This is a genomic window from Pseudomonas sp. LPB0260 (assembly GCF_013388395.1).
The window spans coordinates 5,251,172-5,267,267 of sequence record NZ_CP058247.1; the positions used below are offsets into that span (position 1 = coordinate 5,251,172).

18 protein-coding genes are annotated in these 16,096 nt (G+C 61.4%); 4 read left to right on the plus strand and 14 right to left on the minus strand.

All coding sequences use genetic code 11. The features are described 5' to 3' along the window. Positions 1-62: 62 nt before the first annotated feature. Positions 63-629, plus strand: a complete 567-nt coding sequence (gene pnuC / locus LPB260_RS23425) for a nicotinamide riboside transporter PnuC (protein WP_208708252.1) — start codon at positions 63-65, stop codon at positions 627-629. Further along, complete coding sequence (locus LPB260_RS23430; protein ID WP_208708253.1) at positions 626-1,168, plus strand: AAA family ATPase; 543 nt, start codon at positions 626-628, stop codon at positions 1,166-1,168. Before pnuC ends, LPB260_RS23430 begins: the two co-directional genes overlap by 4 nt. 163 nt (positions 1,169-1,331) lie before the next feature. On the opposite strand, the gene LPB260_RS23435 is transcribed toward LPB260_RS23430, so the two are convergent. Then, a complete protein-coding gene (locus LPB260_RS23435; protein ID WP_208708254.1) occupies positions 1,332-2,150 on the minus strand; it encodes an NYN domain-containing protein in 819 nt (272 codons plus the stop codon). Between the two features lie 310 nt (positions 2,151-2,460). Between LPB260_RS23435 and LPB260_RS23440 the strand changes: the two genes are divergently transcribed. Next, positions 2,461-4,443: a diguanylate cyclase gene (locus LPB260_RS23440; RefSeq protein WP_208708255.1), complete on the plus strand. Its 1,983-nt coding sequence runs from the start codon at positions 2,461-2,463 to the stop codon at positions 4,441-4,443. Positions 4,444-4,492: 49 nt separating this feature from the next. Here the strand turns inward: LPB260_RS23440 and LPB260_RS23445 are convergent, their stop codons facing one another. The 6 genes from LPB260_RS23445 to LPB260_RS23470 all read right to left on the minus strand — a co-directional run bounded on the left by LPB260_RS23445 (position 4,493) and on the right by LPB260_RS23470 (position 8,587). Next, the gene (locus LPB260_RS23445; protein WP_208708256.1) at positions 4,493-5,230 is read right to left on the minus strand and encodes an ABC transporter substrate-binding protein; all 738 of its coding nucleotides are present in this window, start codon (positions 5,228-5,230) and stop codon (positions 4,493-4,495) included. A 126-nt stretch (positions 5,231-5,356) separates the two neighbouring features. Then, complete coding sequence (locus tag LPB260_RS23450; RefSeq protein WP_208708257.1) at positions 5,357-6,082, minus strand: endonuclease; 726 nt, start codon at positions 6,080-6,082, stop codon at positions 5,357-5,359. A 130-nt stretch (positions 6,083-6,212) separates the two neighbouring features. After that, positions 6,213-6,557: a zinc ribbon domain-containing protein YjdM gene (locus tag LPB260_RS23455; protein WP_208708258.1), complete on the minus strand. Its 345-nt coding sequence runs from the start codon at positions 6,555-6,557 to the stop codon at positions 6,213-6,215. Between the two features lie 97 nt (positions 6,558-6,654). Then, positions 6,655-7,029, minus strand: a complete 375-nt coding sequence (locus LPB260_RS23460; RefSeq protein WP_208708259.1) for a hypothetical protein — start codon at positions 7,027-7,029, stop codon at positions 6,655-6,657. A gap of 120 nt (positions 7,030-7,149) precedes the next feature. Further along, positions 7,150-7,920 (minus strand): phytanoyl-CoA dioxygenase family protein, encoded by a 771-nt coding sequence (locus tag LPB260_RS23465; protein ID WP_208708260.1) that lies wholly within the window; start codon positions 7,918-7,920, stop codon positions 7,150-7,152. Between the two features lie 37 nt (positions 7,921-7,957). Beyond that, entirely contained in the window at positions 7,958-8,587 is a 630-nt protein-coding gene (locus LPB260_RS23470) for a glutaredoxin (RefSeq protein ID WP_208708261.1), read from the minus strand. A 170-nt stretch (positions 8,588-8,757) separates the two neighbouring features. Here LPB260_RS23470 and LPB260_RS23475 point away from each other — a divergent pair, with 170 nt between their 5' ends. Next, positions 8,758-9,723: a mechanosensitive ion channel family protein gene (locus LPB260_RS23475; protein WP_218281511.1), complete on the plus strand. Its 966-nt coding sequence runs from the start codon at positions 8,758-8,760 to the stop codon at positions 9,721-9,723. Positions 9,724-10,674: 951 nt separating this feature from the next. Here the strand turns inward: LPB260_RS23475 and LPB260_RS23480 are convergent. From LPB260_RS23480 to LPB260_RS23510, 7 genes are all read right to left on the minus strand, one after another. Next, positions 10,675-11,154, minus strand: a complete 480-nt coding sequence (locus LPB260_RS23480) for an LEA type 2 family protein (RefSeq protein ID WP_208708262.1) — start codon at positions 11,152-11,154, stop codon at positions 10,675-10,677. Positions 11,155-11,213: 59 nt separating this feature from the next. Further along, positions 11,214-12,056 (minus strand): DMT family transporter, encoded by an 843-nt coding sequence (locus LPB260_RS23485; RefSeq protein WP_208708263.1) that lies wholly within the window; start codon positions 12,054-12,056, stop codon positions 11,214-11,216. A 500-nt stretch (positions 12,057-12,556) separates the two neighbouring features. Beyond that, positions 12,557-14,446: an AAA family ATPase gene (locus LPB260_RS23490; protein WP_208708264.1), complete on the minus strand. Its 1,890-nt coding sequence runs from the start codon at positions 14,444-14,446 to the stop codon at positions 12,557-12,559. Then, entirely contained in the window at positions 14,421-14,933 is a 513-nt protein-coding gene (locus LPB260_RS23495; protein WP_208708265.1) for an ABC-three component system middle component 5, read from the minus strand. The genes LPB260_RS23490 and LPB260_RS23495 overlap by 26 nt, the downstream gene beginning before the upstream one ends. Continuing rightward, on the minus strand, positions 14,933-15,484 hold the full coding sequence (locus tag LPB260_RS23500; RefSeq protein ID WP_208708266.1) for an ABC-three component system protein: 552 nt from the start codon (positions 15,482-15,484) through the stop codon (positions 14,933-14,935). Before LPB260_RS23500 ends, LPB260_RS23495 begins: the two co-directional genes overlap by 1 nt. Next, positions 15,450-15,635 (minus strand): hypothetical protein, encoded by a 186-nt coding sequence (locus tag LPB260_RS23505; protein WP_208708267.1) that lies wholly within the window; start codon positions 15,633-15,635, stop codon positions 15,450-15,452. The genes LPB260_RS23500 and LPB260_RS23505 overlap by 35 nt, the downstream gene beginning before the upstream one ends. Positions 15,636-15,712: 77 nt before the next feature. Further along, positions 15,713-16,087: a DNA-binding protein gene (locus LPB260_RS23510; RefSeq protein ID WP_371926126.1), complete on the minus strand. Its 375-nt coding sequence runs from the start codon at positions 16,085-16,087 to the stop codon at positions 15,713-15,715. Positions 16,088-16,096: the final 9 nt, after the last annotated feature.

Genomic DNA, 16,096 nt, shown 5'->3' on the forward strand with positions numbered 1-16,096 from the left:
GTACAATTCGCCGCTCTTTTTTATCCGCGCCACGCCCGGCGCGCCGCACACCGAGGTTGTCCATGTCCCTCCTTGAACTCATCGCCGCCACCCTCGGGGTGATCGCCGTCTGGCTGACGGTCAGGCAGAACATCTGGTGCTGGCCCATCGGCCTGGTAATGGTGTCGATGTACAGCTGGATCTTCTTCGAGGTGAAGCTGTATTCGGACATGCTCCTGCAGCTGGTCTACGCCGTGCTGCAGCTGTATGGCTGGTGGCAGTGGAAGCGCGGCGGCGAGCGCCATCAGGGCCGCGAGGTCACGCGCCTGAGCGCCTATGGCCTGGCCCTGAGCCTGGCCATAGGCGGCGCCGGCAGCCTCGGCCTGGGCTATGCGATGGCCACCTACACCGACGCCGCGGCGCCCTGGCTGGATGCCGCCCTGACCGGCTTCAGCCTGGTGGCCCAGGTGTGGATGGCGCAGAAGCGCCTGGAATGCTGGCCGCTGTGGTTCACCCTGGACGTGCTGTTCGTCGGCCTGTTCGTGCACAAGGAGCTGTACCTCACCGCCGGCCTCTACGGCCTGTTCTGCCTGCTGGCGCTGCACGGCTGGCAGAGCTGGCGCCGCGCCCCGGAACTGGCCCGCGCATGAAGGTGCTGGTGCTGACCGGCCCGGAGTCGAGCGGCAAGAGCCGCCTGGCCGAGGCCCTTCAGGCGCGCTTCGGCGGCCTGCTGGTCGGTGAGTACGTGCGTCACTTCATCGAGCAGCAGGGCCGCGACACCTGCTACGCCGACATCGAGGCGATCGCCCGCGGCCAGCTGCAGTGGGAGGATGCGGCCCGCGCGGCGGCGCCGCCGCTGCTGATCCTCGACACCCACCTGCTGAGCAACCTGCTGTGGAGCCGGACGTTGTTCGGCGACTGCCCGGCCTGGATCGAGCAGGCCCTGCTGGCGCGCCGCTACGACCTGCACCTGCTGCTCGACCCGCACGGCGTGCCCTGGGTCGACGATGGCCAGCGCTGTCAGCCGCAGCTGGACGAGCGTCTGCGTTTTCACCAGGCCTGCCGCGATTGGCTGCAGACCCACCAGCAGCCGCTGCGTCAGCTGGGCGGCGACTGGGCGCAGCGCGAGCGGTGGGCCCTGGAATATATTGCTGAGTGGCTGACTGAGCCCCCGCATCGCGACCGTTGATCGATGCCTGGGTTGCCTGCTGCCGATAAGCGAATCGAGAAAGGCCAGTCCTGCGACTGGCCTTTTCGTTGAATGCACCGCCAGGCTTCCATCTGACCTGCGGGGTGTGCACGGGCAGAGGCGCTGAGGGCAGCGTCCGGTCTGGTGAGCGCTGCCGCTCGGCCTATTTGCCCGCCTTGCGATTGCGCACATACAGCGCCTCGCCGCCGGTGGCACTGCTGCCGCGCACCTGCAGTTCGAAACGCTTGGCCTGGCCCTTGATCAGCTCGCTGAGCTTCTTGAAACCATAGAGGCGGGCGTCGAAGGCCGGGCGCAGCTTGCTGATGTTCTGCCCGAGCACACCGAGTTCGACCCAGCCGTCCTCGTCGTCGATGTCGTCGATCAGCTTGGCGATAAAGTCCACCGGCACCTTCTGCGGCTTCTTCCTGGCCGTTGCCTTGGCCGGCTCGGCGGGGGGGCTGTCGCCGGCGGCGGCCTTGTTCTTGTCGCCGTTGCCGGGCTGCTCGTCCGTCGCGTCTGCCGCGTCGGCACGGAGGATCTCGGTGTAGATGAACTTGTCGCAGGCCGAGACGAAGGGCGAGGGCGTCTTCTCCTCGCCGAAGCCGTACACGGTCAGGCCTTCCTCGCGCAGGCGCGCGGCCAGGCGGGTGAAGTCGCTGTCGCTGGAGACCAGGCAGAAGCCGTCGAAACGCCGGGTGTAGAGCAGGTCCATGGCGTCGATGATCAGCGCGCTGTCGGTGGCGTTCTTGCCGCGGGTGTAGGCGAATTGCTGGATCGGCTGGATGCTGTGGTCGAGCAGCACCTGTTTCCATTTGCCCAGGTTGGGCTGGGTCCAGTCGCCGTAGATGCGCTTGACGCTGGCCACGCCGAACTTGGCGATCTCCTCGAACAGCCCCTCGACGATGGCGGCCGAGGCGTTGTCGGCGTCGATCAGTACGGCGAGCAGCTTCTGTTGCCGGGTTGAGCTGGGTTTAGTGGCCATGGCTCGTCCTTGATCTGAAGGTGCCTCGACCATACTGCGGATGCCACCTCGGCGCCAGGGCCGGGCGGGCGTGCACCTGGTCGGCTGGCGTGGCGAACAGTGGAACGGCCCGGCTGGCGGGGCTTGCGCCCTTTCCGGGTTGATGGCTAACTGCTTGCAATGTCGGCTTTCGTCCGCGTCCTGCGGCAGCGGCGCGTCTCGATGGGCCCCTGACAACCGAACTGCTGTCCGCGATGGATTTCCGATAGCCAATGCTGCGCCGGCATCGAGGCGAGATCCGAACCTGTGGCGATATAGCCGAGACACCCCGATGACCGTCGACAAAGCCACTGGCGTGCCTGCGCGAACCTCCCTGCGAACCCAGATCATCGTGCGCGGCGCCCTGCGCAGCCTGGTGATCGCCGCGCTGTTGTGCCTGGCCAGCTACTACCATGTGGCGGGCATGCTCGAGGACGGCGTGGTCGAGCAGCTCGAGCAGTTCATCGCCGAACGTGGCCGGCGCGATTCGGAGCCGTTCCTGCAGACCGAACGCCACCATCGGGCCGTCGAGCAGGCCTTGCTCGAACAGCTGCAGTCGGTGCCGCTGGCGACCGGTGCGGCATTGTTCGATGACTATTTCGAGCCCTGGCCCGACGGTACCTGGCGCACCCGGACCGGCTGGTACGAGGGGCAACTGTTCAAGGATGGTCTGCAGCACCGCGGCTTCACCGGCTTCATCGGCCGCGACGTCGAACTGACGCCCCAGTTGCGCCACCGCGCGGCGCTGATCGCGGCGCTGCTGGACTGGTATGGCAGCGCCTGGACGTCCACGGGCCAGTACATCAACTACTTCGTCTCGGCGCCGGAAAACCTGCTGGTCGGCGAATTCATCGGCGTCCCCTATCTGCACCAGGTACCGGCCGACACCTATTTCCCCGATGAAATCTTCGTCGCCCGCGCCAACGAAGCGCAGAACCCCGAGCGGCAAGCGGTCTGGACCCATTTCTATTTCGACGCCACCGCCAAGATGTGGATGCTCAGCAGCCTCAAACCGGTCTATCTGCAGGACCGCCTGGTGGCCACGCTGGGCCAGGACATCCTGCTCGACGACTTCATGCAGCGCACCCTCAAGGATGCCCTGGACGGCACCGAGAACATCGCCTTCAGTGCCGACGGCAGCCTGATCGCCTACGAGCCGTTGTTGGCGCAGATCCAGGCCGCTGGCGGCACGCTGAAAATCGACGGCGACCAGCCGCAGTTGCAGGGCATCTTCGCTGCCGTCACCGGGCAGCAGCGCCGCAGCGGCGTGACCGAGACCGACGAGGCCTTTCTTGCCTACACCCGCATCGACGGCCCGGACTGGTACCTGGTCAACATCTACCCCAAGCAGTTGCTGCAGAACAAGGCCATGGCAGCCGCCACGATCATCCTCGGCATCGCCCTGCTTGGCCTGCTGTCGGAGTTCGCCGTGCTCTGGCTGCTGATCGAGCAGTATGTGCTGGCGCCGCTGCGGCGCTTCATCCGGGTCACCGAAAAGGTCGGCGAGGAAGGCCTGAGCGCGCTGCAGGGCAGCGAGCTGCCGCGCCGGCGCGACGAGTTCGGCCGGCTGGCCAGCCGCTTTCGCGAGACGGCGAGCGAGCTCGAGGCCTCGCGCCAGGCATTGCTGGCGGCCAACCGCGACCTCGATGCCCAGGTGGCGGCGCGCACCGAGGCGCTGACCCAGGCCAACCAGCGCCTGGCCACCCTGGCGATCACCGACGAGCTCTCGGGGCTGCACAACCGCCGGCAATTCCAGTTGGTGGTGCCGCAGGAGCTGGCGCGCCTCGCCCGCCTGCAGTCGACGCCGCTGTGGGCGACTCTGGCGGTTCTCGATATCGATCATTTCAAGCAGATCAACGACCGTTATGGCCATGCGGTCGGCGATCAGGCGATTCGCCAGCTCGGCGCGTGCCTTTCTGCGCTGCATCGGCGCGCCGGGGATCATTGCTTTCGCCTGGGCGGCGAGGAGTTCGCCCTGTTCGCCAGCGCCGAGCAGGTCGACGGCGGCAAGCTGCAGGCCTTCGCCGCTCACCTGCTCGAGGCGGTGCGCAGCCTGGCCATCGAGGTTTCGCAGCCGGAGCAGACGGGGCGCCTGACCGTGTCGGTCGGCATCGCCTGCGTCCAGGCCGGCGCCGCGCTGAGCCTGGAAAGCCTGTACAAGCTGGCCGACGACGCGCTCTACCTCGCCAAGCAGAGTGGCCGCGACCAGGCCAGGATAGTCCTGCTCAGCGGCAGCGGCGAGCAGGCGACAACGCTCGAGCTGAGCGTGCACTGAGCGACAACAGGCGTCTACGCTCGGACTGCGGTCGATAGAGGTGGCGCCTTCAACTTTGCGGCGGCTGCCCCCAGCGCTGATAGATCGCCTCCAGCCTGCCGAGGCGCTGCAGGAGGTGCAGCGCCGCGGCGAAGCGTGCCGCGCGCTCCTGGTCGTTCTTGGCGAAGGCGACGAAGCGCGGCATGTGCGCCAGTGGCCGCGGCAGGATGCGGACCTTATCTTCGGCCCCGAGCTCGCGGGCGTAATGCAGCAATTGAACCCGGTCGCCGACGATCAGGTCGACGCGTCCGGCCAGCAGCATGGACACCAGCTGCCGCGGGCTCTGCGCGCTGCTGTCGCGCTTCAGCGGGGCCTGGTCGTAGTCCGTGTCGTAGGCGTAGCCCTTCACCTGGCCGATTACGTAGGGCTCCAGATCGCTGAGTTGCTGCCAGTCGCCCAGTGCGCTCTTGTGGGCTGCCATGAACACGGTGGAGCCGGTGCGGATCGGGCCGACCAGCAGGTATTGGGCGTGGCGTTCGGCGGTGCCGGCGAACTGGAAGGCCATGTCGACGCCGCCCTGTTCGAGCATGCGCTTGACCCGCTGCCAGGGGTACAGGCGCAGCTCGTAGTCGATCCCGGCGGCCTGCAGCACCGTGCTGACCAGTTCGACATCCAGACCCTGGGGCGTGGCATCGTGGCTCGCGGCGAAACTGTAGGGGGCGAACTGTTCGTCGCCGACCACCTTCCATGGCTCGGCCATTGTTGCCGGGCCGAGGGTCAGGAGCAGGCATAGCAGCAGATAGCGCATGGGGTGTTCCGTTTGAGCTTGGAGTGCAGCATGGCACCTGGAGGGTGACTAGGCAAACGCCGGAACGGGGGCTCGATGGGCGGTAGCGATGGGCTCGAAACCTAGTCCCTTGCCGCCTGCCGAGGCTCAGCCGCTGCTCGGTCGCGCGCCGCCGGCACGCTGCTGGATTGGGCAGGCCTGGCGATCGAGCTTCTCGACATAGGGATTGCCATGGCCCATGACGCAGCCGACCTGCTGGTTGCGCCAGCGCTCCCACTGGCTGACCGGGTACTGGCGGTGCCAGGCCTCGTAGGTGCGGCGATCCTGACGCGACAGGCGCAGCCGATAATGATCGGCCATGTACAGGTAGATGCGCGCCGCGGCGCCACGCGCCTGCTCAGGCGGCATGGCGGTCCTGGCCTTGAAATCGACGCGCATCGGGCAGGCTCCATACTGTGCGGGCGCGGCGGGGAGCATGCCGAGGGCGTAGTTGGAGCGGTCGCCATTGAGCTCGCCGATGCTCGGCACCAGGTTGTGCAGGTCGGCTTCGGCGGCGCGGAACACCGGGTCGTTGCGGCTGCAGTTCTTGCGCCCGCCGTGCTGCCAGCACTGGCGCTGATGGCCGATCACCCAGGCCGGCACCACATGCTCCCACTCCAAACGTTGCGCACGACGCAGCTGCTTGCGCGGCTTGTAGCCGCAACTGGCCAGATCCACCTGCTTGCCCTGGTAGGCACAGCCGCAATAGAAGGTGGTCTGCCGCTGGGCATAGAGCTTCCAGGCGACCTTCTTGGCGGCGGCAAAGGACTGCGGGGCGTCGGCGTGGGCGGGCAGGGCGAATAGCAGGCACAGCAGGGCAAGCAGGCGGGACATGGGCGGCTCGGGCAAAAAGCCGCGCATGATAGCCGTTTTGGAGGGCCTGAGGGTGCGCCTATTGCGCAATTTTTACTTATGGTTCAATGGCTTGCGCGGACGACCAGGAAAAGCCAGGAGCCCGGCTGGATCAGACCTTCCTGACGAACTCGGACTTGAGCTTCATCGCGCCGATGCCATCGATCCTGCAATCGATGTCGTGGTCGCCGTCGACCAGGCGGATGCCCTTGACCTTGGTGCCGACCTTGACCACCAGCGACGAACCCTTGACCTTGAGGTCCTTGATCACGCTGACGCTGTCGCCGTCTTGCAGGGTGTTGCCTACCGCATCCTTGATCACCTTGGCCTCGTCGCCGGCGCCGGGCGCCTCGGCGTTGGCGGACCATTCATGGGCGCATTCCGGGCAGACCAGCAGCTGGCCGTCCTGGTAACTGTATGGGGAATGACATTGGGGACAGGGTGGCAGGGTGCTCACTGAGGCTCCTCGGCGACGTTCGGGCGAAAGGCCGCGCAGTGTATAGGGATTGCCGCCCGTGCGGGCACGCCTCGGTCGGGCGCGCCCGCGCTGGCGGCTACCAGCGCGGCTCGTAATGGCCGTGATGGTGATGGCGGCGGTAGTGCTTGTGATGGCGATGCTTGTAGTGGTGCGGGCGATGGAAATGGTGCGGCACCAGCACCGGCTGATACGGCCGGTAGTAAACCGGCGGTGGCGAGTAGTAGCGCGAATGGGGCTGCTGGTAGTAGATGACGCGCGGCGGTGGCGGACCGATCTCGACATACAGCGGTGCATGCTCGTAGCGGCTGTTGGCGACGATCGCGCCGCCGATCACCGCGCCGACCAGCACCCCGGCGATCGCGGCATCACGCCGGGAGCCGTCTGCCGAGGCGGCGCCGCTCAGCATCAGGCTGGCGATCAGCGCGCTCAATAGAGTAATGCGGCCAAGCATGGTCAACCTCCTTCCGCGGAACGCTCGGGTCTGGTTATTTTTTGACCATGCCTGGCGCCGGATATCCGCGGCACCGAGGTAAAACTTGTGTAAAGGCGCCGCTGTTTACTGGCCGGCGGCTCAGTCGTACTCCGCCTCCTGGTGTTCGCCCAGCAGGCGCCGCTGGCGCGGGGTGCAGGCGGCCAGCACGGCGGGATTGAAGCGCCAGGCCAGGTAGGGCGAGAACTTCTGCGCGACCATGCGCCGGCCGTAGTGCACCTGCAGCAGGTAGCGGCAGCGATCGTTGCTGCGGTTGCGGCTGCCGGCGTGCCACAGCTCGCTGCGAAACATCAGCACATCGCCGGCCTGGCACAGCACCGGCTGCGCGGGCCGGCCCTGCCAGCTGCGCTCGCCCGCTCGCGGCGCGCGTCCGGCGCGGTGGCTGCCGGGCACCACCAGGGTGGGGCAGAGGTCGGCGTCGACGTCGTCGAGGTAGAGGTGGGCGGTGCAGATCTGCATGGGCAGCTCGAACGCCGGGTCGGCCAGCAGCGAGCTCGGCAGCGGCATCACCAGATAGTCCAGATGCAGCTCGGCGCCGACGAAGCCGGGGTGGCAGCGCCAGGCGGTCTGGCCGATGACATGGCAGTCGCTGCCGAGGGCCGCCTCGGCCAGCTCGATCACCCCTGGCGGGTCGAGGTAGGGCAGCCACAGCGGGTCGCGGTTGAACACGCACTTGTACTGGTCGAGCAGGCCGCTGTAGTCCCAGTGCTGCGCTTGCAGGCGGTCGATGGCTTCGCGCAGCTCGGCGACCTGCGGCGGCGCCAGCACGCCGGGCAGCAGGACGAAGCCGTGCTCGTGCAGCGCGCGCAGCTGCACGGCCGTGATGGCGGGATCGACTCGGTGTTGCGGCATGCGGGCGATCCTCGGGTTGCGCCGTTTGCCGTCCGCCTCAATGGCGGCGGGTCAGGTCATGGAGCCCCAGGGACGACTGGCCGCGCTCGGGGTTGGGGTCCACCGCGCTGTGCAGGCGCGCGCTCAACTGGTCGGCGCCGCCGATGTACTGGCCGTCCAGCCAGATCTGCGGCACGGTGATCGGCGTGCTCGGTCCCACCAGCGGTTTGACCCGGGCCAGCATCTCGTAGAGAGCACGGGCGTCCTTGACCACATCGTGATAGCGGAAGTCGATGCCGGCGTGCCCGAGGTAGTCCTTGGCGCGCTGGCAATGGGGGCAGCTGGCCTTGCCGAACAGGTGGTTGCCGCTGACCGGACTGCGCCCGGCGTGGTGGGCGATCACCGCTTCGGTCAGCACCCCGCGGTTGAGCGCGTTGCCCTGACTGATCACCCGCCCCTCGACCATGACGATGGGGGCGTGCCAGCCGCCCTTGAGCAGCGGCTGCCACCACTGGCTCAGCCAGTCGCGTAGCTGCAGCTCCACGGGGATGCCCGCCAGCTCGTTGGCCAGGGTGTCCTCGATCACATCGCGGGTCAGGGCGCACTCGCCGCAGGGGATCTTGATCCTCAGCGGGCCGAAGCGGCCGGCCCAGCGGTAGAGGGTGATACGAACCACGGCCGTGCTCATGGGCCTCCTGATAACTCGGGGTAGGGCTTGTCCTTGAGCATAGTAAAGCCGCTGCCGCGACCGCCCCGTGCGTCGACGGCCTGGAAGAAGGTGGCGGACGGCTATTCTCAACAAGGCGATGACGGCCCGGGCCGTGATCCGCGACCCTACCCGCAGCACAGGCGCCGAGCATGGAACTGGACAAGCTTACCGACGACATCCTCGAAACCCTGTGGCGCTGGGCGACCACGCCCTGGCTGCAGATCGGCGAGACCGACCTGCACCTGGCGCGCCTGATCGGCCTGGGGCTGATCCTGTTCTTCGCCTGGTGGTTCTCCTCCCTGCTCGAGCACGGCCTGCACAACGTGGCGGCGCGCGGCAAGGGCACCCATATGAACTCCTCGGGGATGTATGCCCTGACCCGCATCATCCGTTATGCGGTGTGGATCATCGGCACCCTGGTGGGGCTGCGCTACCTGGGCCTGGATCTGACCAACATCGCCCTGGTCGGTGGCGCCATCGGCGTGGGCATCGGCCTGGGCCTGCAGAACATCTTCAGCAATTTCATCTCCGGGCTGATCCTGCTGCTGGAGAAGACCCTCAAGGTCGGCGATTTCGTCGACCTGCAGTCCGGGGTGATGGGCCGGGTCACCGAGATCGGCATGCGCTACACGCGCATCACCACCAACGACCTGGTCGACATCATCGTGCCCAACTCCGAGTTCGTGAACGGCCGGGTGACCAATTGGAGCTTCGACGAGAAGTACCGGCGCATCCACGTGCCCTTCGGCGTGGCCTACGGCAGCGACAAGCACAAGGTCAAGGCAGCGGTACTCAAATCGGTGGAGGCCGTGCCGGGGTGCATCACCAGCCTGCCCGGGCGCCAGCCGGACGTATGGTTGACCCGCTTCGGCGACAGCAGCCTGGAGTTCGAGCTGGTGGTGTGGGTCGAGCACGACCTGATGGTCTCCCCCGGTGCCACCCAGGCGCGCTTCATGTGGGCCATCGAGGACCAGCTGCGCCTGGCCGAGGTGGAGATTCCCTTTCCCCAGCGCGACCTGCACCTGCGTTCTGGCAGCCTGCGCCTGGATCTGGGCGAGGACCCGCGCCTGGCGGTGGGCGAGCCCCGCCCGCGGCAACCCGACCCCGAGGGCTAATTGCGCTGGCGGGGCCGGTTTCGCCCGAGGGCTGGCGCGTGCTAATGCGGCGAACGGGTCAGCACGTTATGGCCGTCCAGCCTTGAGGGCGAGGATGCGCCCAGTTGCGCCGCAAGGCGCCTGCACCTGTCGGCGCTGCGCTTGATTCGCCGATGGAGCCGGGCGGCTGCTGGCCCAATCAGGGGCGCGCCCTGCAGATGTACGGCATTACTTATTTGCTATAAGGGCCGCGGTGTATTTCTTATGTTTTTTAAATTCGCTTAATTTCAATGGCTTACTGGTGGAAGAGGCCATTGTCTGCCGATTGTCGGAGTCTTGACGTTCGCCGGTGGCGCAACTAAACCAATAAAACGGTAGGGGTGTTGGCAGCTGTGCTTGCGTCCACCGTTGGCGGAGAAGAAGCGGCATCGGCTGGGAAGCCTGAGCATGAGAGTGGTCGCCTTGTCGGCGATCCGATGGTTCTCACGACAGGGCGGGACGAGTGATGGACAGCAAGAGCAGTACCGGGATGCCGGCAGGCTATCCACGATCGTCACGGGCGATGCCCAGTCGCTATCCGGGGGACGATGCTACGCACTGGTGCGATGCCGATGCGCCGGTGATTGCCGCGAACTACCTGGCCCGCCTGCTGCAGTCCCAGGGCAATTCCGGCAAGGCCCCGCTCGACAGGGGAACGGGCCGCGGCGCTCGGCATTGGTCATCCGGTCTGGCCGCTTACCGCATTTCCTTATCGGCGAAACTGCGCTGCGCTTGGCTCGCGCTCAAGCGCCACGCTTCCGGCTCCACCCGCCACCTGTTCCCATCCTGGGGCAGCGTTGCGCCCCTCAAGCGCCCGAGCGTCGGGCCGAGCAGACGCGGCCCCAGGCCGCGCTGAGGCAGCGGGTCGAAAGACCAACACGTGGGTGCGGGGTCGCGGAACCTGCAGTCGGTGTCTCCAAAGCAGGGTGGCCTTCAGCGTGCGGTCGAGGGTTCCGGCCAGTTCAGCACGCCTTGATCCTTGAAACGCATGGTTCCGAACAGTCCTCCCGCCAGCTTGCCACTCAGCTCATAGGGCAGGCCCTGGCCGGGCCGGTAGCCGGCGGCGCCCCAGGCCTGACGAATTGCCGAAAAGGCGGAAATACTCACCGGCACGTTGAGCAGCGCCTCGCCGAAGCGCGGCACCTGACCGCGCTGATCACTCACCCCGCTGGCCAGTGGCTGGCCATTGACCTCCAGCTCCAGGGCCACGCCGTTATAGTCGAACGGGGCGTCGTTCGGGTTCTGCACACGCAGCTTCAGCGCAAAACGCATTTCTAGCTCCTGGCCGGGTAGCGGCTCCAGGCCGACCAGGTCGATACGCAATGGGTCGCGCAGGCTGGCGCACGCGGCGAGTCCGCAGGCCAGCAGGAGGACGGACAGCGGGCGCAGAAGCAGGCGTGAACGCGAAGGCATGGTTCGATATTCCGTGGCGGACTCCAGGTAGAGGATAGAAGACCAGCGGGCGATGACCTCTAGCGTCCGTGCTGCCTGGCGCCCAGCACCAGGGCAATGCCACCGAGCACGGCCGCCGCGCTCAGCGCCAGGCGCAGGCTCAATGCTTCATCGAGCAGCAGGCTGCCGGCCAGGGCGGCGAGGATCGGCACGCTGAGCTGCACCGTGGCCGCCTGGAAGGATTGAAGGCCGCGCAAGGCGGTGTACCAGATGGCATAGCCGATACCGGAGGTGAGCGCGCCGGACAGCACGGCATAGATCAGCCCCGGCAGGTCCCAGCTGGCCTGGCCCAGCAGCACTGCGCTGATCAGCAACGCCAGGGGCGTGGCGCGCAGGAAGTTGCCGGTGGTGGCCGCCAGCGGATCGGTGACGCCGCGACCGAGCAGGGAATAGGCGCCCCAGGCGGCGCCTGCCAGTAACATCAGCAAGGCTCCGCCCAGCGGTGGCGCGCTGGCGCCCGGCAACAGCAGCGCCAGCAGGCCGCCGATCGCCAGCAGCAGGCCGGCGCTGGCCTTGCGGCCGAAGCGCTCGCCGCGCCACAGGCCCCAGCCGATCATGCTCAGCTGCACCGCACCGAACAGCAGCAACGCGCCGACCCCGGCATCCAGGCTCAGGTAGGCGAAGGAAAACGCGGCGGCATAGACCAGCAGCGCCACGGCGGCGAACCAGTTGCCGGTCGCAGCGGCGTTGGTCGGACGCAGGCGCAGCAGCAGCCACAAGGTCAGGGCGCCGGAGAAGAGACGCAGACTGGTGAAACTGGCGGCGTCGATCTCCGTCTCGCGCAGCGCCAGGCGGCAGAGCAACGAATTACCGGCGAAGGCGAGCATGGCCAGGGCGGTCAGCAGCAGGGTTCGAGTGGTCATGGTCTATCCGCAGCGGTGGGCAGTGGCCAGTCTAGGCGCGGCTGGGCGGCAACTCACTATGTCCGGCGCGGCGGGCCGTGCGCCGATGCCCGAACAGTGCCCGGAAAAGGGGACTGTGCGCGGGAAAGCGCTTTGCTCCACGCCATTCAGGTCGATGGCATTGCTTGACCAGCTCGTCGGCGGTTTCGGTATTCCAAGAATTACCAGTGAATGAGCTGGAGTACTGCTTGGAATACCAAACTGCGTAGATATCGACTGCAGCATCGTGGGCGCCGGTGGCGCTGAAAGTCCCGTACTTACTGGATTTCAGGCACAAAAAAAGACGTCCGAGGACGTCTTTAGATGTTTGTTTGGGGGCCGGGGGGATTTGAACCCGTCACATGCTCTCTGCAAAACATGGCAATTTTCAGCTTTTGTATATAAAACAACAATTTGTCGAGCAGGCTACCACGCAATGTTCTGCTAGTCACAGCAATGCTTGTGACACTAAATTGGCATTCCTACATCTTTAAGCTCTTTGCTTCTTTGGTGAAGTGATCGCCTACCCTTACTTCTGGATTGTTTAAGTCTGGATGGATGGTTTTTGTGGCAATAATTATTTGGTGCTCCGCCTGCTCTTCTGCGAAGTAATTTTTTATGCTCATTTGAAAATTTTGTGAGCGCTGGTCTTCTAATCCAAAGTTTTCAATGCCGTCTAATATGAGAAGCCTTGGGAAACGAGCATAGTCCTTGGCTAGAGATAGTTTTAGTAGGGCAAGGTGGAAGGCGTTGTTTAAGTATGAGATAGAGCTTTCTGAGAAGTATGTCTTTCCGTTTACAGAGACTCTGCTGGCGGCAAAGTCATACTCTATCTCGCTTGCTTCTTGGAACTCCTTTTCACTCCCTGAGTCGGACTTTAAGAATGATACGACGCATTCGGATATTATCTTGTGGACTTCGCCGGGGCGAATTCTGGCAAGACTTTCTTTTAGTTCTATTGAATTTTTAAGTGCAGAGACTTTGTCTTGGATTTCTTGTCGCCTTGTAGATAAGGCGTTTATTGCATTCCTTAACTCTTCTGTGCGCTCGAGGTCGGCTATCTTTTGTTCTAATTCGCCAGTTTTTGTGTAAAGTGCAAAGAGCTCCTTTTCCCTCTGGCTGTTCTGTACGGCCACGGTTGCTACTGTTTTAGTTATGCTCTTTCTAAGCTCTGTTTCGAGCTCTTTCTTTTTCTTTCCGATATCGTCTAGTGTTTGTGACTTTCTTTCGTAAATCTTATGTGATTCTTTTAGTTGTATGCTTATCTCGTTTTTCATTCTAAGCATGTTGGTGTTTCTACGTTCTAGATAGTCGCTGCTGCCGCAGAGCGAGCATGCACCTTCAGTCGACTCAGGTAGCTCGGAAAAGCAGCAGGGGCAAACTTTAAATGCTATGGATGATAGGGCGTTTCCAGCATCCATAGAATCATTAATTTCTTGTAGCTTTTGATTTAATTCGCTTAGGAAGAGCCGGATGTCTTCTACTTCAAATTCAAGGTCACGTTGTGTTACTTCAGTGTCGTAGAGGGATTCTTTGATCTTAGTGATATCGTTGGCGGATTGGTTTGTTGCCTGTTTTTCTTCTTTGTAGGTTGCTCGATTTTCTTCCTGTTTAGCCATTATCTCAGCTTTTATGGACTTAATTTCATCGAGATATGAGTTTCGAAGTTGGTCGGTGGTGAATAGCTCTGAGGATATTTCGGTCTTCCCTAGTATGTTTGTAATTGCTCTTATTTCGGTGATTATTTTGTCTAGGGATTTTTCACTAGTGCTGAGTTCTATTTTTTCGTTGTAGAGATCGTTGTCATAGAGGCCGCACAGATATTTTCCTATTGCCTCTCTTTTGAAGGCAGAGTCAAATGCTTCTATGTTAAATATGCTCGAAGGTGGGTTTGCTTGGTTGCTATATATGAGCCTTAACAGTTGATGCATTGTTAAGTTCTCACTTGCGTCGAGCTTTACCTCTGGTATTCCTAATATTTCAAATAGCTTTTGTGAGAAGCTTTCTTTAGTGCCGGTGTTGTAAGGGTACGAGAACCATTCGCCTCGGCCGGCCTTTAGCCCTGCATCTAGGTTGCCATAATAGAGTTGCATGCTAGCTCTTTGAGTTTGCAGTGCACGATTCAGCGTCACGCTTTGTCCGTTTAATGAGCATTCAACGAATACCTCGTCACAAGAGCCTGCCTCTTCCTTCCAGTTTTGGACTTCATATCCAAGCCCATAGACAAGCAGCTGTATAACGGATGTTTTTCCCCCGCCATTGCAGCCGGAAAGAATGTTTAGACCTGTGTGAAACCTTTCGTCATATACAAGGTTGCCTGACTTTGCCGCAAGGAGGCGGTTAATCTTAATTGTCGGCTTGCGGATAATCATATTTATAATCCATTAGTTTACTTGCCGCTTTGAGTCCTGTTTTTCCAAGTATAGGCATCTTTGAAAGATGACCTATTTCAAAGTCTAAGGCTTCCCTGGATATGCTGCTGACTTCGGCGCGTGTGATGGAGTTTAGCTCAGTGGGGATGAGTTCTTTGTTTAGTTGAATCGTGCCATTGTCTTGTACATGTAAGAATCCAATATTTTCTGCCATTTGAAGCGAGGCAAAAAATGTTGGATTCATTCTGTTGAATAATGTGTACGGTTCAAAGTTGTTGTAAGGGGATCGATACTTCTTGAACTTGTTCTTTGCTTGCAGTAGCTCTCGAGGCAAGGGCATGTCCGCAATGTGGGCAGGAAAGGCAAGCAGAAAATTGAAAATTTGCAGTCGCTCTAATTCTATCTGATCGGTACGGCTGTTTTGGCAAATTGCTGCCAGTCGGAGTATGGTGTGGATTGGATCAAATGCCTTGTTATATAAGAGCATTACTTCCACTCCAAATGGCAGTTTCCAGTTAAGAAAAAAAGCATTCCTTTTATCTGTCGATTATAAATTTCTAGTACGTTTTCACCCAGGTGCTTGCGTACTTCTGTTTCTAGATGCTGTGAAATTAGCTGCTCTGCTGCTGCTCTTGTTATGTCGCAGGTTATATGTGGCTTGATTTTGCTATTGAAGATGCTTGCCACTTCGTCCAGTAATAGAGTAATAATTTTCTGTGCTGATTTGTAGTTTTGATTTTTTAAAATCAGCATTGATATTAGCTGTTTGAGCTCTTCGGCGTCTTTTATTAGTTCTTCTAGATTTACTTCGGTCAGCTTTGTCTCTAGATTTCTGATTTCGTATTTTTTGCTGTTGTAGTGCATAAGCTCGTCGATTAGGCTTTGCACTTCTTTCCCGTTTTTGACCTCGTCTTTATATACGTCGATCAGCAAGTCCATTTGTGTGGGTTTGGGTAGGATGTTTTGATTGATAATATCTCGGCCTGCATATGGGCCAAAGAAATTAGCGTTCCGTATCTTGTTTAGAATCCATCCCACGGTTATCCCTCCCCGCATACGGCCCATGAATGGTGACATTCTTAAGGTTGTTCTTAGTGCCACCTTTATAGTTTATAGCTATTTTTACCCCTAGTCCGGCTATTGCGAGTGCTCCTAAAGCAATAAGCCCATAAATGGCAAGATCATTCATTTTAATTTCCTATGGCGAGTGAAACTATTCATCCTTGTTTCGGGCATACCAGCGCCTAGTTGCTTCCTGAGTGATCGCTATCCCGCGTTGGGTTGGCTCAAGTTTCGGTTGGCCTCGTCGTAGGCCGGGCTGGTTTGGCCGATCTCCGGTGCGATCTGGCCGCTAGCCAGCCATAGGGCGTACTGAGGGTAAATTTTCACCAGCACGTCTATTTCCTCAGCGCCTACTCGTACAGCGCCTTTGCTGACGTTTCTCCAGCGTTCGTAAGCACCGCCTTCTTCGCTTGCTCTCTTTGGACCCACCAGCTTGATCAATGTGCGTGCTCTATCAGCAGTGCTTGCCATATAGAAAATATTTCCTGAGTAGTAATTGCTCCATTGTGGGGAATGGGTAACAATCACTCCATGGGTATCTATTACCCATTCTGTTGGTTGGTAATCACTGCTGAACATAGTGGATTA